This is a genomic window from Shimia sagamensis (genome assembly GCF_900182745.1).
Lineage (GTDB): Bacteria > Pseudomonadota > Alphaproteobacteria > Rhodobacterales > Rhodobacteraceae > Shimia > Shimia sagamensis.
In genome coordinates, this window is record NZ_FXTY01000001.1 from 826,851 (window position 1) to 849,325 (window position 22,475).

Annotated in this window: 22 protein-coding genes and 1 tRNA gene; 12 read left to right on the forward strand and 11 right to left on the reverse strand. The window is 56.5% G+C overall.

The features are described from left to right. Nucleotides 1-42: 42 nt before the first annotated feature. The 6 genes from QOL67_RS03860 to QOL67_RS03885 all read right to left on the reverse strand — a co-directional run bounded on the left by QOL67_RS03860 (nucleotide 43) and on the right by QOL67_RS03885 (nucleotide 5,950). Entirely contained in the window at nucleotides 43-813 is a 771-nt protein-coding gene (locus QOL67_RS03860; protein WP_283424621.1) for a transglycosylase SLT domain-containing protein, read from the reverse strand. A gap of 68 nt (nucleotides 814-881) precedes the next feature. After that, nucleotides 882-3,200 carry a hypothetical protein gene (locus QOL67_RS03865; RefSeq protein WP_283424622.1) on the reverse strand — a complete coding sequence of 773 codons (2,319 nt, stop codon included), beginning with the start codon at nucleotides 3,198-3,200 and terminating at the stop codon, nucleotides 882-884. Further along, nucleotides 3,197-4,066, reverse strand: coding sequence for a flagellar motor stator protein MotA (gene motA / locus QOL67_RS03870; protein WP_283424623.1), 870 nt, complete (start codon nucleotides 4,064-4,066; stop codon nucleotides 3,197-3,199). The genes QOL67_RS03865 and motA overlap by 4 nt, the downstream gene beginning before the upstream one ends. A gap of 59 nt (nucleotides 4,067-4,125) precedes the next feature. Beyond that, nucleotides 4,126-4,797 carry a MotE family protein gene (locus tag QOL67_RS03875; protein ID WP_283424624.1) on the reverse strand — a complete coding sequence of 224 codons (672 nt, stop codon included), beginning with the start codon at nucleotides 4,795-4,797 and terminating at the stop codon, nucleotides 4,126-4,128. 14 nt (nucleotides 4,798-4,811) lie between these two features. After that, a complete protein-coding gene (locus QOL67_RS22020) occupies nucleotides 4,812-5,444 on the reverse strand; it encodes a hypothetical protein (RefSeq protein ID WP_346770596.1) in 633 nt (210 codons plus the stop codon). A gap of 11 nt (nucleotides 5,445-5,455) precedes the next feature. Beyond that, complete coding sequence (locus QOL67_RS03885; protein ID WP_283424625.1) at nucleotides 5,456-5,950, reverse strand: flagellar basal body-associated FliL family protein; 495 nt, start codon at nucleotides 5,948-5,950, stop codon at nucleotides 5,456-5,458. 123 nt (nucleotides 5,951-6,073) lie between these two features. On the opposite strand from QOL67_RS03885, the gene fliF reads away from it, so the two are divergent. The 5 genes from fliF to QOL67_RS03910 all read left to right on the forward strand — a co-directional run bounded on the left by fliF (nucleotide 6,074) and on the right by QOL67_RS03910 (nucleotide 10,373). Then, a complete protein-coding gene (gene fliF, locus QOL67_RS03890) occupies nucleotides 6,074-7,720 on the forward strand; it encodes a flagellar basal-body MS-ring/collar protein FliF (protein ID WP_283424626.1) in 1,647 nt (548 codons plus the stop codon). Next, nucleotides 7,720-8,319, forward strand: a complete 600-nt coding sequence (locus QOL67_RS03895) for a FliH/SctL family protein (RefSeq protein WP_283424627.1) — start codon at nucleotides 7,720-7,722, stop codon at nucleotides 8,317-8,319. Before fliF ends, QOL67_RS03895 begins: the two co-directional genes overlap by 1 nt. Further along, nucleotides 8,312-8,596, forward strand: coding sequence for a FliM/FliN family flagellar motor C-terminal domain-containing protein (locus tag QOL67_RS03900; RefSeq protein WP_283424628.1), 285 nt, complete (start codon nucleotides 8,312-8,314; stop codon nucleotides 8,594-8,596). Before QOL67_RS03895 ends, QOL67_RS03900 begins: the two co-directional genes overlap by 8 nt. After that, a complete protein-coding gene (gene fliP, locus QOL67_RS03905; protein ID WP_283424629.1) occupies nucleotides 8,593-9,330 on the forward strand; it encodes a flagellar type III secretion system pore protein FliP in 738 nt (245 codons plus the stop codon). Before QOL67_RS03900 ends, fliP begins: the two co-directional genes overlap by 4 nt. A gap of 89 nt (nucleotides 9,331-9,419) precedes the next feature. After that, on the forward strand, nucleotides 9,420-10,373 hold the full coding sequence (locus tag QOL67_RS03910) for a DMT family transporter (protein ID WP_283424630.1): 954 nt from the start codon (nucleotides 9,420-9,422) through the stop codon (nucleotides 10,371-10,373). A gap of 124 nt (nucleotides 10,374-10,497) precedes the next feature. Here QOL67_RS03910 and QOL67_RS03915 read toward each other — a convergent pair. Further along, nucleotides 10,498-10,573, reverse strand: a tRNA-Lys gene (locus QOL67_RS03915). Between the two features lie 105 nt (nucleotides 10,574-10,678). Here QOL67_RS03915 and dapF point away from each other — a divergent pair. From dapF to QOL67_RS03945, 6 genes are all read left to right on the forward strand, one after another. Continuing rightward, nucleotides 10,679-11,533 (forward strand): diaminopimelate epimerase, encoded by an 855-nt coding sequence (gene dapF, locus QOL67_RS03920; protein ID WP_283424631.1) that lies wholly within the window; start codon nucleotides 10,679-10,681, stop codon nucleotides 11,531-11,533. Continuing rightward, nucleotides 11,530-12,792, forward strand: a complete 1,263-nt coding sequence (gene mtaB, locus QOL67_RS03925) for a tRNA (N(6)-L-threonylcarbamoyladenosine(37)-C(2))-methylthiotransferase MtaB (protein ID WP_283424632.1) — start codon at nucleotides 11,530-11,532, stop codon at nucleotides 12,790-12,792. The genes dapF and mtaB overlap by 4 nt, the downstream gene beginning before the upstream one ends. Before the next feature lie 55 nt (nucleotides 12,793-12,847). Beyond that, entirely contained in the window at nucleotides 12,848-13,504 is a 657-nt protein-coding gene (locus QOL67_RS03930) for a glutathione S-transferase (RefSeq protein WP_283424633.1), read from the forward strand. A 44-nt stretch (nucleotides 13,505-13,548) separates the two neighbouring features. Beyond that, nucleotides 13,549-14,187, forward strand: a complete 639-nt coding sequence (locus QOL67_RS03935; protein WP_283424634.1) for an FMN-binding negative transcriptional regulator — start codon at nucleotides 13,549-13,551, stop codon at nucleotides 14,185-14,187. Nucleotides 14,188-14,201: 14 nt separating this feature from the next. Further along, nucleotides 14,202-14,807: a glutathione S-transferase gene (locus QOL67_RS03940; RefSeq protein ID WP_283424770.1), complete on the forward strand. Its 606-nt coding sequence runs from the start codon at nucleotides 14,202-14,204 to the stop codon at nucleotides 14,805-14,807. A 124-nt stretch (nucleotides 14,808-14,931) separates the two neighbouring features. Further along, nucleotides 14,932-15,753 (forward strand): class I SAM-dependent methyltransferase, encoded by an 822-nt coding sequence (locus tag QOL67_RS03945; protein WP_283424635.1) that lies wholly within the window; start codon nucleotides 14,932-14,934, stop codon nucleotides 15,751-15,753. A gap of 12 nt (nucleotides 15,754-15,765) precedes the next feature. Here the strand turns inward: QOL67_RS03945 and fdhF are convergent, their stop codons facing one another. The 4 genes from fdhF to QOL67_RS03965 all read right to left on the reverse strand — a co-directional run bounded on the left by fdhF (nucleotide 15,766) and on the right by QOL67_RS03965 (nucleotide 21,610). Continuing rightward, entirely contained in the window at nucleotides 15,766-18,549 is a 2,784-nt protein-coding gene (gene fdhF / locus QOL67_RS03950; RefSeq protein WP_283424636.1) for a formate dehydrogenase subunit alpha, read from the reverse strand. A gap of 14 nt (nucleotides 18,550-18,563) precedes the next feature. Then, nucleotides 18,564-18,944 carry a VOC family protein gene (locus QOL67_RS03955; RefSeq protein ID WP_283424637.1) on the reverse strand — a complete coding sequence of 127 codons (381 nt, stop codon included), beginning with the start codon at nucleotides 18,942-18,944 and terminating at the stop codon, nucleotides 18,564-18,566. Nucleotide 18,945: 1 nt separating this feature from the next. Continuing rightward, nucleotides 18,946-20,637: an NAD(P)H-dependent oxidoreductase subunit E gene (locus QOL67_RS03960; RefSeq protein ID WP_283424638.1), complete on the reverse strand. Its 1,692-nt coding sequence runs from the start codon at nucleotides 20,635-20,637 to the stop codon at nucleotides 18,946-18,948. An 85-nt stretch (nucleotides 20,638-20,722) separates the two neighbouring features. Then, nucleotides 20,723-21,610, reverse strand: a complete 888-nt coding sequence (locus QOL67_RS03965; RefSeq protein WP_283424639.1) for a LysR family transcriptional regulator — start codon at nucleotides 21,608-21,610, stop codon at nucleotides 20,723-20,725. 295 nt (nucleotides 21,611-21,905) lie between these two features. Here QOL67_RS03965 and petA point away from each other — a divergent pair, with 295 nt between their 5' ends. After that, on the forward strand, nucleotides 21,906-22,466 hold the full coding sequence (petA, locus tag QOL67_RS03970; RefSeq protein WP_283424640.1) for a ubiquinol-cytochrome c reductase iron-sulfur subunit: 561 nt from the start codon (nucleotides 21,906-21,908) through the stop codon (nucleotides 22,464-22,466). Nucleotides 22,467-22,475: the final 9 nt, after the last annotated feature.

The window sequence follows — 22,475 nt, forward strand, 5'->3', positions numbered from 1 at the left end:
TGGGCTGAAAAGCGCTTTTAGGGAAAAAGTTGGGTTCACGGATTACCCTCCATTGCTCAAAAGAGAGCGACCACTGCCGGAGCTCAACGGAACAAGCGACCCCATCGCGCCACCTGAGCTGCTGCGCTGAAGCAGCGGGAAATTGTTCTTGCGGATCACGCTGGCTGTCCGCATCAACGGCTTCACCTTCTTGACTGCCTTCACTGGCATAACCGCCTGGTTTGGCAATTGGGCCATGATGCGCTTGAAACGGGCTTTGTATTTGTCTGCGTATTTTGGCGTGCGGGAATGATAGGCAGCGGCAGCGTCATCCCAGCTGTTTGTTTCTGCATAGAGACGGGATAAAAAGTCCGCCGCATACCGGGCGTTGGCAATAGGATCGAACATATGCTCAATGTCGGTAAAGTGTTGACCATGCCAGCGGTAGTTCAGCTGAAAACATCCTACGTCAAAGCTGCGCGCCCCCGCATTGTGATGGCTTTTCACGTAGTTCAGGGCTTCTTGGTGGCTATCAAACCAGACACCTTTGCCTTCCATGTTCACAGTCCACGGCCAAGGGGACAGCTTTCCGCCGCGACTGCGACCGGTTTCGGTACGTGTGATGGCCAAAAGCACATTGACCGGCACACCGGATTCGTTGGCCACAATATGGGCCACGCGATCACAGGTTTCTGCACCTTCGGTGCTCGCGGTTGCTGGTGTGGTGATGGCAAAGATGAGACTTGCCAGAAGTCCCAGAAAACCGCGCTGGGCGGTCTTCGGCGTGACGCAATAGATTCGCGTCACCGCGTTGAAAACGTACTGTTTTATCATACCGATAGCTTTCTGCCCCAGTTCGAGGCCCAAGCTATCGGTGCTTTCTTACGATTTGGTAACCGTGATTAAGAAGACGGCTCAGACAGGCTGTGCAAATTCAGCAATTCACCCAATACCCCACGGCTTTCCTCGGCTCCTTCAAGCAGGGCGCGGTTGCGCGCAAGCATGCCGTGCGTGACACGATCGGTTGCAGCGTCCAATTCAGCTGTGTCCTCAGGTGGCAGGAGATGTGTCGAGGCCCGTCTTAGGATCTCGTTCTCTGATGCGGTCAGGGAGGCCAGATCACCGTCGAGCCAAGCTTCCGCCTCCGCCGCGCCGCGCTCGCCAAGTTTTGCAAGCAGTCGAGCCGCCCCAGCGTGATCCCCAGCCATGGCCTTTGCCCGCGCTCGCAGCCGGTCTGCAAGAGGTGTTTCCATGCCCATAAGCTCTGCTTCGGCGCGTTTCGGCAAGGCTTCCGCCAGGGCCAGTCGCGCGTTCAGGACACGTTTCTCGTCACTTGGAATGTCTGTTTGTGCCGCCTGCATCAGACGTTTGGTTTCGCCCAAAAATCCCATCTCAAACGTTTTCTGTGCCAGTTTCAGCGCAGTATCCGATGAAATGCGGCCAGGTGCGGCCAGTCGTTCCTGAATGGACCAGGAAATCACTTCAAAATCATCCGCATGTTCCAAAATAGCAAGAACCAACTGGGTGCGCACGTCGGCGGCGGCCTTGGCACCGTCTCGGGTTTCGATGTCCTTGATAATCTTGAAGGCTGGCCCAAATTCATGCTCCAACATCCGCGCCAGCGCGTGGGCGCGGCGCAATTCTGGCCCCATGGCACCGGTCTTGTGTTCAACCGCCAAAGCGCCCACCAGCGAAACGGTCTCCGCAGAAGGCGGCACGCCTTGTTTCACATGGGTGTTGATCAAGTCGATCACTGCGGTGGTCGCAATGTCGGAATTCTGAGTGGCAATTTCGGTAAGAGCCTCGGTGGCTTCTTCGGTGTTGCCTAGCTCTGCATTCAAAGTTGCCTCGGCAAAATCGTAGTTCACGTCGGGCTTGAGTGAGGTGCGTTCGATGCCATTGAGCACCAGCGTCGCAGCCTCGGTTTGTCCTTGTGCCACCAGTCGGTTGCTCAGTTTAGGACCCAAGTACTCCCGCAGATGGCGAGGCATTTTCTGCAGCGCGTCCAGCGCACCCTTGATCGCACTGTCGCCCACCAACGTTTCGCCGGACAGGGCTGCCCAAAGCGTGGCGTTGCCAGAGCAATGCCCTTGATTGGCAAATGCCGCATTGCTGGCGGGGGGTTCGTGACCGTCCATAATGTACGCCATTGCGCTCAGGATGCTATTTTCGCCGGTCTTCGGCAGCAACTCGAGTATCTGAAGTGCCTCCGCCCCAAAGGTGTAGTGCACGTAAAGCTGCGCCATTTCCAGCAACGCGCCTTCATTGGTGCGGTCAAATTCCCCCACCACGTCTTGGCGCAAACGGCCAAGTTCTTGTACAAACGTGCCTTCGCCGCTCCAGTCCGCAAGGTTGACGGCGGTGTCAGGCAAGCACATGCCTGTGGCCACCTGACCACTCAAAAGCGCAGCGATGTCCCGCCCCACTTCGTCAATCACGTTGTAAGCGACAATATTGAGATCCTGTCCTTCCAATCCGATGGCGGCTTGCGGCGGCACATGATCGGATCCGTTCATCGGCGGCATTGGCGACTCCGCCATTTTCACAGGATCGCCAACAAGCCCGTTGCCTGCTGGCTGGGTTTGGGCGTGCAGCAAGTTCTGATCGGCTGCGCGATCCACTTGTTTGATTAGATCACCACGCAGGACTTGCACTTGGGCTTTGCGCTCCACAAAATTATCCAGTGCAAGCAGGTCCGAATAGTCTTCTGTCGGCTTGATTTCCGCCATTTCTACAGGCGTGGGCGTGGGTTTTGACGCCTCAATTGAGGAGAACCGGAACTGACGTTGAGGTTTGTCCACTGCGACGGCCTCACCAAACGACAACGGTACCTGCGGCATGTCGTCGTTCTGCGCAGGTGGCAGATCGTCACGAATGTCAAAAATCACATAGCGCCCGTCATAGGGGATCGACACCACACGACAGGCGCAGGCCAGTTCCAACTCCAACTCGCCAGCGACGTCATTGGCGACAAAATTGGCCAACCGGTCCCGCGGGATTTTGTCAAAGATTGTACTGGTGCGCAGGTTTACGGCGTCACCCTCAATCTTGATGGTATAAAATCGCCCGTCGCGCGACACGGTCCAATCGGTCTCTGCCGACGGCAACGTTGCCACCAAACGGGTGAAATCTTCGTGCTCGCCGGACCGGAATAGCACGTCTTGTGCAGCCCCCGCAGAGGCTGCCAATACCATCGGAACAGCAAGCAGAAGCTGTTTCATGCCGCTTCCTTCTTCACTTCGGCCAGCGCCTCTTCCAGCTCCGCAAACTGCGGCCGGTTGTGGCCTGGCGTGTTCTGACGCCCAACTTCAATGCAAATGTTTGGTGAGTGGTTGTGCAGGTTGGCAATCAACACCTCACGGATCAGCTGATAGAAATGCGCCTCATCCTCAACCACACCTTTGATTTTGGCAGCAAATGGCCCCACCAGACCGTAGGCCAGGAACACTCCAAGGAAAGTTCCCACAAGTGCGCCACCGATCATCTTACCCAGAACTTCTGGCGGTTGATCGATCGAGCCCATGGTTTTGATAACACCCAGAACCGCCGCAACAATCCCCAGAGCAGGCAACGCATCGGCCAGAGATTGCAACGCATGATTGGGATGCATCGCGTGATGGAAGCTGGCTTCGATTCGCTTCTCCAGAACTTCTTCCACCTGGTGTGGATCGTCATAGTTCATGGAGGCTGAGCGCATGGTGTCTGCAATCAGATTGATGGCTTCCTTGTCCGCCATAATGCGCGGGTATTTAGAAAAAATACTCGATTCATCTGGGTTTTCGATGTGCTCTTCGATCGCAACAGGATTCTTTCTGGCCAATCGTATGAGCTCAAATAACAGACACAGAAGATCGCGATAATCTTCCTGTTTCCACTTTGGACCCTTAAAAACTTTACCGAGGTCTTTCAGCGTGTGTTTCACCACAGAGCCATCGTTAGACACCAGAAAGGCGCCCACACCGGAGCCACCGATGATGATCATCTCAAAAGGCAGCGCCTTCATAATAGGCCCAAGACTACCACCGGCCAGAACGTATCCGCCCAACACCATGATAAAAACAACAGCGATGCCAATAATGCCGATCACGGTCAAAACTCCTATTCACGTTTCCTAGCGACCATAGGCCGGCGCCGGTTAACAAGTTCTCATTCGGTGGGTGTATTTGCGTTCCGACCGGCCAAAATAACGCTGATTGTATAAGCGGCGTCTGGGGTCATTCCAGCCATGATGCCCGCAGCGGATTCCGGCTTCATGCGTCCGATGAAACCAGCAGAGAATTTTGGGTCCATCTCTTCGAACAGAGCTGCCACATCTTTGGGTTTCATCGTTTCATACACTTGGGTGAGGCGCAGAAGATCGTCTTCGGCGGCAGTCTCCGACAGCGCTATCAGGCCGCGCAAGCGCCCTTCCGCGTCTTCCAAAGCAGCCAGTTTGCGGGACACTTCACCGTCTGCAAGATTCAATGCTTGCAAGCGGTTTTTGATTTCAGATTCGCGCTGCTCAATACGCTGCTCGCGTTCTTTGAATACGGCCATCAGCTCGCGCAGATCTTCAGGCGGCTCGCAGCTTTCCGGCTTTGCCATATTGGCAAGCGGCGAGTCAAAAAGCGGCTCTTCACGCGCCATGGCTTCGTTGGCGCTGATGCCCACACGCACAGTGGCGGAAGCAATCAAAAACGTCGCAATCAGAAACAGACTTCCTTTGGACTGTTTCCGGCGTGCATTTTTCTTGGCCTTTGGCTTTGCAGCCGGAGCAACCGGCTTGGTCAGCGTTTCGGCCGCCGCTTTGGCGCGGGATTTTTTGGCATCTTTTTTCATCGCATACGCTCCAGTTAGGCGACGTGGCGTTTAAATATTGGGCCGGCTTCCGGTTCTTTGGCCTTGGCCGATGGCTGAGGTGCCGTTGGCGTGGCCTCCGCCTGCATTGCAGCTAAAGCCATGGCCGCCTTTTTCTGGGCTTTCTTCTTAGCCTTTTTCTTGGCGCGGCGGATCAACTTGGCTTCCTCCGCTGCAAGGGCTTCTGCCTGAATTCGGGCCCAATCTTCGTCGTCTGCTGTTTCCACAGATGTTCCGATTTCGACCTCATCCGACACAGCCTCAGCAACCGCTGCCTCTTCTTTGGCGGCTTCTGGAGCGGCTGTTTCCGCTTCTGACGCAGCTTTGGCTTTTGCAGGTTTTGCGTCTTCGATGTCGTGCATTGCCGCCATCATGAGCTCAAGGCGTTTAGAAACCCCTTCGGCGCGCTGGGTCAGAGCTTCGAGTCTTTCCGTAGACTTTCCGGCTGTGACCTGTGCGGCCTTAAGCGTGCGCGTCATGTCATCCACTTGTGCGGATAAAACGGCCACGGCGCCACCAACGCCGGATTCCAAATCATTAAATTTCGAAAGGCGCCGCGCCAGAACAAAACAATAAATGCCTGCCCCAAGGGCACCGGCTACCAACAAGATATCTGCAATCAAGTTCATCTCGACACTCCTCAGTTCAATACGAATTCCATGACCAGAAGGTCAGAAACACGTTCAGGTCCGGTTACAATTTGCACGCGGCGCAACATTTGCGACCGCAAGGTCACAAGCGCGTCCGGCGATTCGATGTCCGATGTGTTGAGCGCGCGCAGATAGCCGTTCAGCACATCCACAACCCGCGGCAACACCCGTTCAACTTCTTCCTGGTGGTCGCTGGGCACCTCTAGTTGCGCACGAAAACGCAGATAGTCGGCCCCGCCACTGGACGTCAGTGAAACAATAAGAGGGTCCATGCCGACGTAGACCACGTCGGGTAGAGCTTTGATCTCTTCTGCTGGCGCCGATTCTTCGGTCGTTTCAGCGGAATCATCTCCCAATATCATGCCCGAATAGACGGCATAGAAACCGCCACCGCCGCCAGCCAAAGCCAGCACAAGCCCAATGATTAAAGGGAGTTTTGACGCTTTTTTCTGTGCGCCCTCTGTCTCGACAGTTTCGTCAGTCATCGCAGGTTCCAAATTCTTTGTCCCTGCAACTTCAACCACACAGAAACTAACCGATTGTTAAGCCTGTTGAGGGAAACAGTTTGTGACGGTCGTGCAGAAAGCGCGATCCCACGGAGAACAGACGTGCAACAATTTTTGAATATGTGGACAGGTATGGACATGCGGCGACGGGTGATCGTCGTGTTGGCCACCATTGCAGTTTTTGCGACCGTATTGTCATTGGGTCGGGTCGCCACAAAACCAGGAATGTCCCTTCTTTATAGCGGTTTGGAAAGCGGTGCCGCCGGCGAGGTTGTGACGGCCCTTGAACAACGCGGCGCGATTTACGAAGTGCGCGGCGGCTCAATTTATGTGGCCAACGGCATGCGCGACGAGTTGCGTATGACGCTCGCAAGCGAAGGTTTGCCCGCTAACACGACTCAGGGTTATGAGCTTCTCGATTCGCTGTCCGGCTTTGGCACCACTTCGCAAATGTTTGATGCCGCTTACTGGCGCGCCAAAGAAGGTGAGCTGGCCCGCACCATTGTTGTCAGCCCTTTAATCAGCCAAGCCCGCGTGCATATTGCCAATGCGTCTTCAAACCCATTTCAACGGCATATTAAACCGTCCGCCTCCGTGACGATCACCACGCCTGCCGGGGATTTGCCAAACAAACACGCCCAGGCCCTGAGATTCCTTGTGGCCTCAGCCGTATCCGGCCTCTCTCCAGAGGATGTCGCTGTTATTGATGGCAGCGGCGGTCTTGTTGGCGTGGCTGATGAAACCACCACCAAAGTGGGTGACAACAAGGAAGAAGAAACTCGCCTTGCCGTGCAACGTATGTTGGAAGCGCGGGTTGGTCCGGGAAATGCGGTTGTTGAAGTCAGCATTGAAACTGTGACCGAAACTGAATCCATCACAGAACGGATTTTTGATCCAGCCAGCCGGGTGGCAATCAGCACAGACACTGAAGAGCGCAGCACCGATTCCCAGAATGCGTCCGGTCAGGTGACCGTGGCTTCCAATTTGCCTGATGGTGATGCTGCGGAGAATTCTGGCTCCACAAATCAAAACCGCGAAACACGTGAGCGCATCAATTACGAAGTCTCTGAGACCCAACGTGAGATTCTACGTCAACCGGGTGCGGTAAAACGTATGACCGTTGCGGTTTTGGTCAATGGCACGCAAACCGAGAACGATCTTGGTGAGCCCGTGGTGGAACCCCGCCCGGACGCTGAACTTGAGGCTCTGCGCGAACTGGTGGCCTCTGCCGTTGGGTTTGATGAAAATCGGGGTGACGTCATCACCTTGAAGTCGATGAACTTCCAGCCGGTTCTGCCAATGGGCACCACCGCGGAATCCTCCATGTTCAAAGGCATGGAACTGGATCTGATGTCGATCATTCAAACCGCTGTTCTGGCCATCGTAGCGCTGGTCCTTGGGTTGTTTGTTGTGCGCCCATTGCTGGCAGGTAACGGGAACCGTGAGCTCAACGAACTGGGGGACGCCCCAATGCTGCCTGACTTTGGTGGTGACGATGATTTCCCGGCCATGGCGCCAATGATGGGCGAAATGGGCGGTGCCGATATGGGCATGGCAATGGGCATAGGCGATATGGGCGGCGAAGTAGGTGGTTTGCCAGATCTCGGCGGCCTGCCGGCGCTGGGCGGCGATGGTGGCGGTATGTCACAATCTGACGCCGCAGACCGTCTGCGTGGCCTGATCAGCGATCGCAAAGAAGAAACCGTCGAAATTCTCCGCCACTGGTTGGATGATCGGGAGGAAGCTTGATGTCGATTTCACATTTGTTTGAAGATTTTGGCGGCATCAATGCACCAGAGCCTGAACCAATCGCAGTTCCGGATGAAGGCAATGAAGACGAAATGCTCGAATCATTTGAGCAGGGCTACAAAGCGGGCTGGGATGACGCAATCAGCGCCAAATCTGAGGAGCACGCCAGCGTGTCTGCAGCGCTTGCCGGTCGTTTGAATGATTTGTCCTTCACCTACCACGAGGCTCGGGAGGCAATTCTCGCAGACCTCGCCCCGACGGTGGAAAAGGCCATTATGACTGTCCTGCCAGAGCTGGCCCGACAGGCGGTTGGTGCCTTGGCCGTGGAGCAGCTGAACAAGATTGTGCGCGAAAACAGCGAGACGCCCGTGGTGCTGTCCACGGCGCCGGACTGTTACCAGCCGGTCATTGATGTGATGCCCGAAGACAAAAAGCTGCCTGTTGAGGTGGTGCGCGACGAAAGCCTGGCAGAAGGCCAGGTGCGTTTTGAGTTTGCCCAACGCGAACGCCTGATTGATCTCAGCGAGGTTCTGGAAGCCGTCGCTGGCGCCATGACCGCGTTCACACATGAAACACGCAAGGAGGCCCAGAATGGCTGATCCAACTCTCAAACCCGATTCCGGAAACCCGTTCACCTCTGTGCCCGTGGAGATCACCATCTCTGTCGGCAAGGCGCGCCCGCTTATTGGCGATCTGCTGAACATGAATGAAAATTCCGTTCTGGCACTCGACAAACGTGTGGATGATCCGGTCGAACTTTATGTGGGCGACAAACTCATCGCACGTGGCGAGCTCGAAGAAATGGAAGGTGGACAAGAAGGCCAACTGGCCGTGCGTCTGACCGAAGTGGCAGAATTCGAAAGCCGCTTGGGATGATCCGCGCGGCATTTCTTGCCGTCACCTTTTCGACCGTCTTTCTCTTTATGGCAGATCCGGCCGCAGCGCAGGATCTGTCCCTTCCGATAACCGAAGACGGCTCGCTGACGGCACGCAGCATTCAAGTATTCCTTTTGATCACGGTCCTCAGCCTTGCGCCGGGGATTGCGATCATGGTCACCTGTTTCCCTTTCATCGTGACGGTGCTCTCGATCCTGCGACAGGCCATTGGTTTGCAACAGTCGCCGCCCAATATGATGATGGTCTCTCTGGCGATGTTCCTGACCTATTATGTCATGGAGCCAGTGTTCACCCAGGCCTGGACCACAGGGGTGGAACCCCTGATGGCGGAGTTGATCGACATTGAAACTGCCTTTGAGCTGACCGCGGAACCCTTCCGTCAATTTATGGCCGCGCGCCTGGACCCGGACACTTACACGCACCTGGCATCCTTGCGCCCTGACACCGTGGACACGGCCCCAGGCCCTGATGCGCCGTTGTCGGTTCTGGTGCCCAGCTTCATGCTGTCAGAAATCGCCCGCGCATTTCAAATTGGCTTCCTAATCTTCCTGCCGTTCCTGATCATCGACTTGGTGGTTGCCGCTGTGTTGATGTCCATGGGGATGATGATGGTGCCCCCTGCCATTGTGTCCTTGCCATTTAAGCTCTCGTTTTTCGTAATTGCGGATGGCTGGAGCCTGATTGCAGGCAGTTTGGTGCGCAGTTACTTCTAGCTCTTCACGCGCCGCTTCCCTTTTGACGCGGCGCGTGGCACACAACGGAGAGTGCAATCCGTTAGCGCAATCAGGCGCGGAGAAGTCCCATGAATTTGAAAGCGACCCTGCTGGCCCTGCTGGCCTTTGCGATCTATTCGACTCATGATGTTGTGGTGAAACACCTCGGTGCAACGTTTTCGCCATTTCAGATTGTGTTCTTTTCGGCCTTGTTTAGCTTTCCGCTGATCACCTTGATGCTGGTGCGCGACCCCACACATGGCAACCTGCGCCCTGTACACCCGTGGTGGGTTGCGCTGCGATCGCTCTGCGTTGTGATCTGCCCAACCGCAGCCTTTTACGCCTTCTCCGTTTTGCCCTTGGCGCAGGTCTACGCGCTGCTGTTCTCCACTCCGCTCTTGGTCACGGTCTTGGCCATTCCCGTTCTTGGCGAAAAAGTGGGTATCTGGCGTATGCTGGCCGTGCTTGTGGGTTTGGTCGGCGTCATGATCGTCGTGCGCCCCGGTGCGACTGACCTTAATCTTGGCCATCTCGCTGCTTTGGTGGCTGCGGGTACGGCAGCTCTGCAATCCGTAATCGTACGTAAAATAGGCCAAGATGAGCGTCGCGTTGTGTTGATGCTTTATCCGCTGTTGATCAGCGTAGTGGTGATGTCCGTCGCTATGGTCTTTGTGTACCAACCTGTCGCAGGGCCTGATTTGGCCGGGTTTGCCGTCGTGGCCGTCTTTGGCTTCGTCGCCACTTTGTTGATGGTGTCGGCTTACACCCTTGGTGAGGCGGCTCTGGTGGCCCCCATGCAATATTCACAGATCATCTGGGCGGTGTTCTTTGGCGTGCTGCTCTTTGATGAAACCCCGGACATGGCAACTCTTCTTGGGGCGGCTGTCATTGTGGCCAGTGGTCTCTTTATTATTGCGCGTGAAGCTACCGGTGGCACGTCTGAACAAACCCCTGTTTTGCGCACACGTTCCCGGGGTCTATCGCCAGGCAATTTCCGCGTGAGCCAAGCTCTGCGCCGGACTGAGCGCGATGACAAAATCTGAAATCTGCGAGCCAAGATCGAGATAGGCTGTCAGTCCAAGCAACTGAAAAACGTCGCATAGGAGTCTTTTTCTGCTATGTCCCGAAACAACAAAACCCCGCCATTGGCGGGGTTTTGTTTGAAAGTGGTGAGCCGTGATGGGTTCGAACCATCGACCTACTGATTAAAAGTCAGTTGCTCTACCAGCTGAGCTAACGGCCCACTCTCTGTGTTGGTGCGCGGTTACTAAGCCGACTGACCGAAGGGGTCAAGCCGATTCTCAAGAAAAATTTCGCCATACTGGAAAAGGATGTTCAACGGGCGTATATGCGCCCAATGGATACACGTGTTGAAACCCCTTTGGCGTTCATGAAAATGCATGGGCTGGGCAATGATTTTGTCGTTGTAGATGCCCGCGCGCGCGCCTTAGCGCTGACTGAAAACCAGATAATGGCCATTGCGCACCGACAAAAAGGTGTGGGATTTGATCAGCTTGCGGTGATCACCCTTGGCAAGAAGGGCAGCAACGCCAACGCGCATCTGACGTTTTACAACGCGGATGGCTCAACCTCAGCAGCCTGTGGAAATGCCACCCGTTGTATCGCGCGACACTTAATAAATGAGTCGGGTGCTGAGTCGCTGACACTCACCACAGATCGCGGCACATTGGTTGCCCGCGAGGCCGGTAACGGACTGGTCTCCGTGAACATGGGACATCCGCAACTACGCTGGGAGGAGGTGCCTCTGGCGCACGAAATGGAGACGCTGGAGTTGCCCATCGAAGGTGCGCCCACCGCGACCGGCATGGGCAATCCCCACTGCACCTTCTTTGTGGAGGATGTGGACAGCGTGGACCTCGAAGCTTTTGGCGCGGCGCATGAGTACCATCCGCTGTATCCCGAGCGCACCAACGTACAGATCGCGCAGATCGTTGGTGAAAACCACATCCGTATGCGGGTTTGGGAGCGCGGCGTTGGCACCACTTTGGCGTCTGGTTCTTCTAGCTGTGCCACTGCCGTGGCTGCCGCCCGTCGTGGTCTGACAGGGCGCGAAGTTCAGATTGATCTGGACGGCGGCACACTGTGGATCAACTGGGCGGAAGATGGCGTCTGGATGACTGGCGAAACCGAACACGTCATGTCAGGCAGTTTCACACCTGAATTCTTGGAGCGGCACAAATGACCGCCTCCCCGCCAAAGTTTACCACGCTTGGCTGTCGCCTGAATTCTTACGAGTCCGAGGCGATGAAAGACATGGCGCAATCTGCCGGTCTGGAAAACGCTGTGATCGTGAACACCTGCGCTGTGACCGCAGAGGCCGTGCGCAAGAGCCGCCAAGAAATCCGCCGCCTACGCCGCGACAATCCTGATGCGCAGATCATTGTCACCGGCTGTGCCGCACAGGTCGAGCCCGAGACGTTCGCCGCCATGGGCGAAGTCGACAAGGTCATTGGCAACACCGAAAAAATGAACCCCACCACATGGCAGGGCATGGCCGCCGACTTCATTGGTGAGACCGAAAAGGTGCAGGTCGACGACATTATGTCGGTGACGGAAACCGCCGGTCACTTGATTGATGGCTTTGGCACCCGCTCACGCGCCTATGTACAGGTGCAAAACGGCTGTGATCACCGCTGCACCTTCTGCATCATCCCCTATGGCCGCGGCAATTCCCGCTCGGTTCCAGCTGGTGTGGTGGTTGATCAGATCAAACGTCTGGTGGACAAAGGCTTCAACGAAGTTGTGCTGACAGGTGTGGACCTGACCAGCTGGGGCGCGGATCAGCCGATGCAACCGAAGCTGGGCGATCTGGTGATGCGCATCCTGAAACTGGTGCCAGACCTGCCCCGCCTGCGGATCAGCTCGATTGACAGCATCGAGGTAGATGAAAACCTGATGCTGGCCATCGCGTCGGAGCCGCGCCTGATGCCGCATCTGCATCTGAGCCTGCAACATGGCGATGACCTGATCCTCAAACGCATGGCCCGCCGCCATTTGCGCGACGACGCTATCCGGTTTTGTGAAGAGGCCAAAAAGCTGCGCCCAGAGATGACCTTTGGTGCGGATATTATTGCGGGTTTCCCAACCGAGACCGACGCGCATTTTGAAAACTCGCTGAAGCTGGTGGGCGAGTGTGACCTCACTTGGCTGCACGTCTTCCCTTATTCGAAACGCGATGGCACTCCCGCAGCCAAAATCCCTAGTCAGGTGAATGGCAAAGTGATCAAAGCCCGCGCCGCGCAGCTGCGCGAAGCCGGAGCAGCGCAGGTGGAGAAGCATCTGGCGGCGCAGCTTGGCAAAACCCATCATATCCTGATGGAAAATCCGAACATGGGGCGCACGGAACAGTTTACCGAAGTCACGTTTGATGTACCACAAGAGGAAGGCGCCATTGTGACCGCTTCGATTCTTGATGTGCGTGGGCAAAAACTGGTGGCCTAAGCGCTTGGGGGCCAGCCCCCAAACCCCCGAGATATTTCCGGAAAGAGAAAACAAGATGTCTGAATTGCCAATTCTCTATTCCTTTCGTCGCTGCCCTTATGCCATGCGCGCACGATTGGCGGTGGCAGCCTCCGGCGTGGTGGTGGAGCTGCGGGAAATTCTGCTGCGCGATAAAGCTCCGGCCTTTTTGGAGACCTCGCCAAGCGGCACGGTGCCGTGTCTGAAAGCTGACGCGCTGGTGATTGATGAAAGTCTGGATGTGATGATCTGGGCGCTTAAGCAAAGTGACCCGGAAGCGTGGTTGGACATGCCGGAAGCAGGCCATGACCTGATTTCGGAGGCGGATGGTCCGTTCAAAGCTGCGCTGGACCACACCAAATACCACACACGATATCAAGACCTTGACCCGGAGGAGTCGCGCGCCAAAGCCATGCGATTATTAGGCACACTGGATCAACAGATTGGCGAGAAGCCTTGGTTGTTTGGCGACACACCCAGCCTGGCGGATATGGCGATTCTACCTTTCGTGCGTCAGTTCGCTTTTATCAACAAAGCCCGCTTTGATGCCGATGCTGGCCTCAACCTGTCCCGTTGGCTGGAGGCTTTCATCGTGTCTGAACGTTTTGCCGCGATCATGCCAAAACTGCCGATGTGGCGCGAAGGTGATGTACCGGTGCGGTTTGAGCGTGCAATAGCGGTTGCCAATCCGTAATCGCCCCTGCACGATCGCGCCAAAGTAGTGACGAGGCGCGTATCATGCATCCCAATCCAGCCTTTCGTGGCACCGCAGAGGACAAAAACCTGGCCTTTGCCAAAGAGCGAGGCTTTGGTGTGTTGGCGATTTCTGCACCCGACGGTGCGCCAATGATCAGCCACGTGCCGTTTTTGCTGTCTGAAGATGGCGACTCCGTGGACCTGCATCTGGTGCGCTCCAACCCAATGGCCCGTATCGTCCGCACTGAGACGCCTGCGCGTTTGGTGGTCAGTGGCCCGGACAGCTATGTCTCACCAGACTGGTACGGGGCCGCCGATCAAGTCCCAACTTGGAACTATGTCTCTGTACATCTCACCGGCCAGCTTTCACCGCTGCCACAAGATGATTTCCCCGACCTTTTGGACCGCCTCTCCGCGCATTTTGAGGCCAACCTTCTGCCAAAGCAGCCTTGGACTCGTGACAAAATGAGCGGCGATAGTTTTGAGCGTATGCTTCGCATGATTGTGCCGTATCGCCTGACAATCGAGGATGTGCAGGGCACCTGGAAGCTGGGCCAAAACAAACCAACCGAGGCGCGCCACGCCGCTGCAGATCAAATGGCTGCCTATGGTTTTGGCAGCGAGGCCCGCGAACTCGCCGCCTTGATGCAATCCCCTTTTGCCGACCCCGACACGGAGTAACCGAGATGTCCAAATTGCAATTGATCCATTCCCCGGCCTCACCCTTTGTGCGCAAGGTGCGCGTCACTTTGGCGGAGACCAATCAGACTGACGATGTCGAACTGACTCGCGTGCATACCACGGCTTTGAAAACCGCTGATGAAGCTGCGGCGGCCAATCCGCTGGGCAAAATTCCCGCGCTGGTGCGCCCGGACGGCCCCGCGATTTACGACAGTCGTGTGATCTGCCGCTATCTGGTGACCCGAGCCGGTGCCGACCTGTACCCCGAAGACCGCCTTTGGGATGTGCTGACGCTTGAAGCGACCGCGGATGGTGTTCTCGAAGCGGCCGTGTTGATGGTTTACGAAAAACGTCTGCGCCCCGCAGAAATTGTCTTTGATGATTGGCTCAACGCGCAATGGGGCAAGGTTGAAGGCGCGCTGGATGCGCTTAACGAGCGTTGGATGAGCCATCTGTTTGGCCCGCTGGACATGGGGCAGATCGCTGTTGGTTGCGCGCTGGGTTACCTCGATTTTCGCCATGATGATCGCAACTGGCGCAAGGGCCGTGATGGGCTCGCGGGCTGGTATGCCGAGTTCGCCAAGCGCGAGAGCATGCTGGCAACTGCGCCAAGCGATTAAGCTGGGAGAAAGTGCGACACTCAAATCTTTAGGTGATCGGGCGGTCAAATTGATCTAAGCTGCATGGCATAGATTTTTTGACCGCACTTTTTTGCGGTCGACCTGATTTGAGAAAGTGTCCCATATGGACAAAGGACCTGATCCTGTCCAAGAAATGCGGCAGGTGAATGTGCAGCAGAAGGCCTATTATGAGGCCACAAGCGCCGGATGGATTTCTCCGGTTAACTCTTTTGCTACCAACCTGTGGTCCCGCCTTCGTCGCCGCGCGATGGTGGCAGTGTCTCGTGAGGCACGTGCCGTGGTCTACGACACACACAAAGCCTGGCTAGGAATCCTATCCGACAAAAAAGTGCTTGATCTTGGGGCTGGTGCTGGCTCGCCTCTCAGTGGCTATTTGGCAGCCAATGCCAAAGAATATCATGCCGTGGAGTTGAGCGGCATGCAGCTGGATCAGTTGCGCAAACGGATTGGTGACTCGCCCACCCGGCATTTCATTGAAGCCGATTTTCTCGACCCAGAAACCACTGACAATGATTTTGATGTGATTTATGCGCACGCCGTGGTGCATCATTTTCGCTACATTGATGTGTTGCTTGCGACGGCTCAGAACAAGCTGGCTCCCGGTGGCCAGATGATCACCTATGACCCCTGCCAAACCTGGGTGCCAATTCGAGTGTTCCGAGCGCTTTTCCGTCCGTTTCAGTCTGATGCTGAGTGGGAATTTCCACTTACACGGTCTGCAATGCGCAGCATCGAAGGGCGTTTTTTGGTGAACCAGTGTTTTGGCGTGTTTAATCGAGGCAAATGGGCGTTGATTCTCGGGGTGTTGGCTCCGCGCCTAGCTCAAAAACATGGAGATCGGCTGTTTTTATCTGATTTTCAGCCGGGTGCGGACACCCGGCTCACGTCCAGTTTGCACGTCTCATACGACCTGAGGAAACGCTAAGTGCCGTCCAACCTATTCCGCTGCAACGGGCGTTTCTGCCTTCTCCACCTTCACAGCTGAGAACTTGAACTCCGGGATCTTTCCATAGGGATCAAGCGCCGCATTGGTCAGGATGTTGGCCGCCGCCTCCACATAGGCAAACGGCAGGAATACATTGTCCGGCGCCACTGCGCGGTCTGCGCGCGCCATCACGGTTACAGAGCCACGGCGTGTGCTCAGCGCTACGTATTCCCCGGCTTCCACGCCCAGCTTGCGCAGGGTCGACGGGTGTAGCGAGCAGTTCGCTTCTGGCTCCAGCGCATCCAACGTGCTGGCCCGCCGCGTCATTGACCCGGTGTGCCAATGTTCCAGTTGACGCCCGGTGATCAGCACCATTGGATACTCATCATTCTGCTTGTCATCCGGCGGGATCACCGACGCTGGTGTGAAGCGCGCACGTTTGTTTTCACGCGGGAAGCCATCACCAAACACAATTGCCTGACCTGGATCTTCTGGCGACAGAGACGGGTAGGTCACCGCCTCGCCCTCTAGCCGCTCCCAGGTGATGTTGTCGAGCGACCCCATGTTGAGCTTCATCTCGGCAAACACCTCTTTGGGGTGGCTGTAATCCCAGTTCAGCCCCAAGCGTTTGGCCAGCTCCACCTCAATCCACCAGTCTTCTTTGGCCTCACCCGGCGGTGGGGTCACAGGGCGACCCATCTGCACCTGACGATTGGTGTTGGTCACGGTGCCGGATTTCTCATACCAGGCTGAGCTTGGCAGGATCACATCAGCATAGTTGGCGGTTTCTGTGAGGAAAATATCCTGCACCACCAGATGGTCGAGCATCGCCAATGCAGCGCGCGCATGATCCACATCCGGGTCCGACATCGCCGGGTTTTCACCCAGAATATACATGCCTTTGATGTCGCCATCATGGATCGCATGCATGATCTCAACCACGGTCAGACCTTTCTGATTGGAAAAGTCTTCGGACTGCCACACATCGGTGAAGGCAGAGCGTACGCCATCATCCATCACCGACTGATAATCCGGTAGGAACATCGGAATCAGGCCCGCATCGGACGCCCCTTGCACGTTGTTCTGCCCGCGCAGCGGGTGCAGGCCTGCGCCCGGTTTGCCGACATTGCCGGTCATCAGCGCCAGTGAAATCAAACAGCGTGCATTGTCGGTGCCGTGAATGTGCTGGCTGACACCCATGCCCCAGAAAATCATGCCCGCTTTGCCCTTGGCGAAGGTCCGCGCCGCGTCACGCAGAAGCTCTGGATCGATGCCGCAAATCGGCTCCATTGCCTCTGGGCTGAAATCCTTTAGGTGCGCGGTCATCTCTTCCCAATTCTCGGTGAACTGGGCGATGTAGTCCGCGTCAAAAAGCTCCTCTTCGACAATCACATGCATGATCGCGTTGAGCATCGACACATCCGCACCCGGCTTGAATTGCAGCTTGTGTGAGGCGTGTTTGCCCAACCCCACGCCGCGTGGGTCACAGACGATCAGCTTGCCGCCACGTTTGGCAAATTGCTTGAAGTAGGTTGCAGCCACCGGGTGGTTCTCGATTGGGTTACAGCCAATGGTAATGGCGACATCCGCGTGTTCGATCTGATTGAACGTTGCTGTGACAGCGCCAGAACCCACGTTCTCCAACAACGCCGCCACTGACGACGCATGGCAAAGCCGCGTGCAGTGGTCCACATTGTTGTGGCCAAAGCCCTGTCGGATCAGCTTCTGGAACAGATAGGCTTCCTCATTGGAGCATTTCGCGGAGCCGAATCCGGCAACGTTTGTGCCTTTTTCCGCCCGCAGCTTGGCCAATCCGCCTGCCGCCGCATCCAGCGCCTCCTCCCACGTCGCTTCGCGGAAATGTGTGAGCAGATTGCCGGGGTCTACATTGAGCCCCTTTGCCGGTGCGTCGTCACGACGGATCAGTGGCTTGGTCAAACGGTGCGGGTGTTCAATGTAGTCAAACCCAAACCGTCCTTTCACGCAAAGCCGGTTTTCATTCGCAGGCCCGTCAATGCCTTCGACATATTTGATTTTGTCGTCTTTGACTTTGAACTTGATCTGACAGCCCACGCCGCAATAGGGGCAAACGCTGTCCACTTCACGGTCATAGTCCGCGCTGTCCCCTGCACCATCTTCATCCAGCATGGTTGCAGGCATCAAAGCCCCGGTTGGGCAGGCCTGCACACATTCGCCACAGGCCACACAGCTTGAGGCGCTCATGTCATCGTCCTGATCAAATACAATCTGGGCATTTGCCCCGCGCCCGCTCATACCAATGACATCATTGACCTGCACTTCACGGCAGGCGCGGACGCAGAGGTTGCAGTGAATACAGGCATCCAGGTTCACGCTCATCGCCACATGTGACGCATCCAAAAGCGGCACAGACTCCGGTGCTTTGGCCGGGAACCGAGACTGTTCCACCCCAACTTGCGCCGCCATGTCGGTAAAATGGCTGCTGGCGTCGTGCTTCACCTCGGGCTGATCCGCCGCCAAAAGTTCGATCACCATCTCTCGCGCCTTGGTCGCCCGATCGCTTTCGGAATGCACCACCATGCCGTCGCTGGCCTCGCGGATGCAGGACGCAACCAGCGTGCGCTCACCTTCCACCTCAACCATACAGGCGCGGCAATTGCCATCCGGGCGATAGCTTTTGGCCGGTTTGTGACACAGATGTGGGATCACAAACCCTTGCCCATTGGCGGCGTCCCAAATGGTGGTGCCCTCAGGCACAGTCACCTCTTTGCCGTTAAGGGAAAACGTCACGGTATTGGTCTGGCTGGCGTCAAGCATGGCGACCTCGCTCTTTATCGGTGTTGGTCGATCAGGATGGTGTTGCCATCCGGATCTTGCAGCATCAGGCTTGCAGGCCCGTCTGAGGCGTCATCCGCCTCACTCATCAACGGGAGTCCGTCCGCCTTCAGCTGTTTCTGCAATTCACGCACATCGGTGAATGTGTCGGTGTTTTGTGCGCTTTGATCCCAGCCGGGATTAAACGTCAGGATATTGCCCTCGAACATGCCCTGAAACAGCCCGATCACATGATCGCCGTTTTTCAGAATGCACCAGTTCTGGTCCGGTTCACCGCCCATCATTTCAAAGCCAAGCTTCTCGCAAAACGCACGGCTTGCGGCCAAGTCCTTCACCGACAAGCTCACTGAAAACGCGCCCAAATCCATTTGCGCCATGCTAAATCTCCTCACCAAAATGCTTCATCACAAGGCGGATCGGATTGGGCGCAGCTTGCCCAAGGCCACAAATGCTGGCGTCACTCATTACTTGACACAGGTCTTCCAGCAGGGGCTGATCCCAACTGTCCGCTTGCATCAGCTTAACAGCTTTCTCACATCCCGTCCGGCACGGTGTGCATTGCCCACAGCTTTCATCCTCAAAAAACCGGAGCATATTGAGTGCCGCGTCTTTGGCGCTGTCGTGATCCGACAGCACCACAACAGCAGCGGAGCCAATGAATGTGCCAAGCGGTTGTAACGTGTCAAAATCTAGAGGCACGTCTGACATCGAAGCCGGCAGTAGCCCAGAGGAGGGGCCACCAGGTTGAAACGCTTTGAAACTGTGTCCGTCCATCATGCCGCCAGCGGCGTCAATGATGTCCAAAATGGTCGATCCGGCAGGCAGCTCATAAACGCCCGGCGTTTTTACGCGACCAGACACCGAATAACTGCGCAAACCCTTGCGCCCGTTGTGCTCAACCGAAGACATTGCCTCGGGGCCTTCGCGTGCAATCCGCGCCACCCAGTACAATGTCTCAACATTGTGTACCAAAGTCGGACGATTGAAGATGCCAACTTGGGCCACAAACGGTGGACGATGACGTGGCAACCCGCGCTTGCCTTCGATCGACTCGATCATCGCGCTTTCTTCGCCACAGATATAGGCGCCGGCGCCACGGCGCAGATCAATATACCCCTCAGGCACAAGTCCAGCCGCCTCCAGCGCGGCAATCTCACGAGTCAATATCAACCGAACCGCCGGATACTCGTCCCGCAGGTAGATAAAGCAGGTCTCTGCTTCCACGGCCCAGGCCGCGATCAGCATGCCTTCCAGAAAGAGGTGCGGGCGGCGCTCCAAGTAATAACGGTCTTTGAACGTGCCCGGCTCGCCTTCGTCGCCGTTCACCGCGAGGTAACGTGTACCTTCGTTGGCGCGCACAAATCCCCACTTTTTGCCTGTCGGAAAGCCAGCGCCGCCCAATCCGCGCAGACCACTGGCCAGAACCCGCTCCTGCATCTCTTCCCAGTCACCAGTTTCGCGCAATTTGGTCAGCGTGGCATAGCCATCTTCCGCCTGATAGGCGGCGAAGTCTTCATAGTCTGGAATACGCGCGTGGGTGTCCCCCGCCGCAATGGCCGTTTGCACCTTTTCCACAGTGGCGTGGTCAATATGGTTGTGACCCAGTTCCAGCGTGGGCGCGGTGTCACAGCGTCCCATGCAGGGTGCACGCAGCACCCGCACTTCGGATGGATCCATGCCATCTTTTAACGCTTTGTGCAGCTGTTCGGCGCCGGCCAACTCGCAAGACAGCGAATCACACACGCGGATGGTTAGGGCAGGGGGCGGTGCCTCGTCTTCCGCAACCACGTCAAAGTGGGCATAAAAGGTGGCAACCTCATAGATTTCAGCCTGACCAAGGCGCATTTCTTCCGCCAAAGCACGGATGTGCGCGGCGGACAAATGCCCGTAAGCATCTTGAATCAGATGTAAAAACTCGACCAAAAGGTCGCGCCGTCTGGGCATTTCACCCAAAAGCGTCTGCACCTCGGCCAATGCGGCGTCATCGACCTGCCGCCCCTTGGGCGTGCGTCGCGATTTGCCTGTGCCTTTTTTCTTCCAAACACCTTTGGATTCGTCCAGCGGTACCATGGTCACCTCCCTGCCAGATGGCGTACGGTGACATCACTCATTCTGATAATCAATCAGGCAAAACTTAAGTTGCCATAACTTTTGCTTATGTTGTGCTGAGCCCTAACGTCCGCCGCAGGGCTTCAACCGTGGACAGGCCTGGGTCACGGTGCGGTGAAACCAGACTTACATCTTTCTCTTCCTCAGGAGAGGTGAGGGCAAGCGCGACTGTGTTGGGCATATTTCCCAAACAGTTAACCAGCCCAGCTGGGATTACCGTTGCAGCCACGCCATTGGCTGCCATCAGCATCGATGCCGTGAATTCGCCGGTTTCAGCGACCACATTTGGCACTTCATTTATTGTTCGAAAGATCAGGTCCAAAATCCGTCGATTCTGCATGCTTGGATCAAGCAGGCTTAACGGTAGCGCCGCGGCCTCCGCCCAACTGGCGGTGCCGGTGACCCGTGGCGCAAGAGCTTTCGGCGCCAAAAGCATGTAACTCTCATTGTACAGATGTTCGACCCGCACCATTTCCGGCGACACGCCTTCGCCATAGGTGATGCCTGCGTCAAACACGCCGTTTTCCAACCCCTGCTGGATTGCAAGTGATGATACGGTTTGCAGGCGCACGCTGATCCCGGGGTGGGCAGTGCGCAAATGTCGAACAGCGTCCGCTGCAAAACCAACGGCTGTCGGAATCACACCAATGGTCAGCCGCCCGGTGATCTCCCCCCCAGCAGAGCGAAAGTCCTCCTCCAGAAGTTTCACACTGTCCATGATCTTGCGGGAATGGCGCACAAGTGCCTCGCCTTCTGGTGTGAACCCCAAAAAACGATTTCCGCGTTTCACGATTGCCGCATCAAGGCGTTCTTCCATCTTTCGGATGCGCATGCTGAACGCGGGCTGGGACACGCCACAGTCTTCCGCCGCGCGGGCAAAATGCCCATGGCGGGCCAGTGAGGACAGAAATTCGAGGTCTTTCAGGCTGATCACTGTGCCGCTCCGCTTGGCTGTGGTGCAAGCTCTAGCGGCTTTGTCATGTCTGCGCCAGCGCCAGCGATTCGATCTGCACCCCCATGTCTCCCGAAGTTGAAGGCAAGAATATTGCGCCCAATCGCCTGAAAAACCGTGTCATTAAGCGCGACAAGGGGACGCGACAGTACAAGATAAGCGAATGTTCGCTGGACGGGTTGCACCACCTTCGTTAAATAGCGGCGGAGAGAGGCTGCGGGTAACTGCGGCCCGAACCGATATGGGCCGCTTGTCGGCTGAAAAATGGAGGAACCTCGTGTCCCACGCAGAAGATCACGAAGGCACCCGGAGAGACTTTCTCTACTACGCCACCGCCGGCACAGGTGCCGTGGCTACTGGTGCTGCCGTCTGGCCGCTGGTCAATCAGATGAACCCCTCCGCCGATGTGCGCGCGCTCTCCTCGATTCGCGTCGATACGTCTGGCATCGAGCCCGGTACGCAGCTGACCGTAAAATGGTTGGGTAAGCCGGTGTTTATTCGCCGCCGCACCCAAACTGAGATCGACGACGCCCGTGCCGTGAGCATGGATGATCTGTCCATCGACCAAGAATCTCAGAACGCCAACAAGCCTGGCACCGACGCTGCGGATGAAAACCGCGCGATGGATGAAACCGGCGAATGGCTGGTGATGATGGGCGTGTGTACCCACCTCGGCTGTGTGCCTTTGGGCGACGGCGCGGGTGACTTTGGTGGTTGGTTCTGCCCATGCCACGGTTCGCACTACGACACCTCCGGCCGCATCCGCAAAGGTCCGGCTCCTGAAAACCTCCATGTTCCTGTTGCCCGTTTTGAGGGCAGCGAACTGGTCCTCGGATAAGGAGACGCG

Coding starts and splice junctions, on each gene's coding strand:
- fdhF (WP_283424636.1), bottom strand. CDS start 18,549: ATGCTTGACGCCAGCCAGACCAATACCGTGACGTTTTCCCTTAACGGC.
- dapF (WP_283424631.1), top strand. CDS start 10,679: ATGCGCCCAATGGATACACGTGTTGAAACCCCTTTGGCGTTCATGAAA.
- QOL67_RS03910 (WP_283424630.1), top strand. CDS start 9,420: ATGAATTTGAAAGCGACCCTGCTGGCCCTGCTGGCCTTTGCGATCTAT.
- QOL67_RS03960 (WP_283424638.1), bottom strand. CDS start 20,637: ATGGTACCGCTGGACGAATCCAAAGGTGTTTGGAAGAAAAAAGGCACA.
- mtaB (WP_283424632.1), top strand. CDS start 11,530: ATGACCGCCTCCCCGCCAAAGTTTACCACGCTTGGCTGTCGCCTGAAT.
- QOL67_RS03955 (WP_283424637.1), bottom strand. CDS start 18,944: ATGGCGCAAATGGATTTGGGCGCGTTTTCAGTGAGCTTGTCGGTGAAG.
- QOL67_RS03945 (WP_283424635.1), top strand. CDS start 14,932: ATGGACAAAGGACCTGATCCTGTCCAAGAAATGCGGCAGGTGAATGTG.
- QOL67_RS03875 (WP_283424624.1), bottom strand. CDS start 4,797: ATGAAAAAAGATGCCAAAAAATCCCGCGCCAAAGCGGCGGCCGAAACG.
- QOL67_RS22020 (WP_346770596.1), bottom strand. CDS start 5,444: ATGAACTTGATTGCAGATATCTTGTTGGTAGCCGGTGCCCTTGGGGCA.
- fliP (WP_283424629.1), top strand. CDS start 8,593: ATGATCCGCGCGGCATTTCTTGCCGTCACCTTTTCGACCGTCTTTCTC.
- QOL67_RS03930 (WP_283424633.1), top strand. CDS start 12,848: ATGTCTGAATTGCCAATTCTCTATTCCTTTCGTCGCTGCCCTTATGCC.
- QOL67_RS03860 (WP_283424621.1), bottom strand. CDS start 813: ATGATAAAACAGTACGTTTTCAACGCGGTGACGCGAATCTATTGCGTC.
- QOL67_RS03895 (WP_283424627.1), top strand. CDS start 7,720: ATGTCGATTTCACATTTGTTTGAAGATTTTGGCGGCATCAATGCACCA.
- QOL67_RS03900 (WP_283424628.1), top strand. CDS start 8,312: ATGGCTGATCCAACTCTCAAACCCGATTCCGGAAACCCGTTCACCTCT.
- QOL67_RS03935 (WP_283424634.1), top strand. CDS start 13,549: ATGCATCCCAATCCAGCCTTTCGTGGCACCGCAGAGGACAAAAACCTG.
- QOL67_RS03885 (WP_283424625.1), bottom strand. CDS start 5,950: ATGACTGACGAAACTGTCGAGACAGAGGGCGCACAGAAAAAAGCGTCA.
- QOL67_RS03865 (WP_283424622.1), bottom strand. CDS start 3,200: ATGAAACAGCTTCTGCTTGCTGTTCCGATGGTATTGGCAGCCTCTGCG.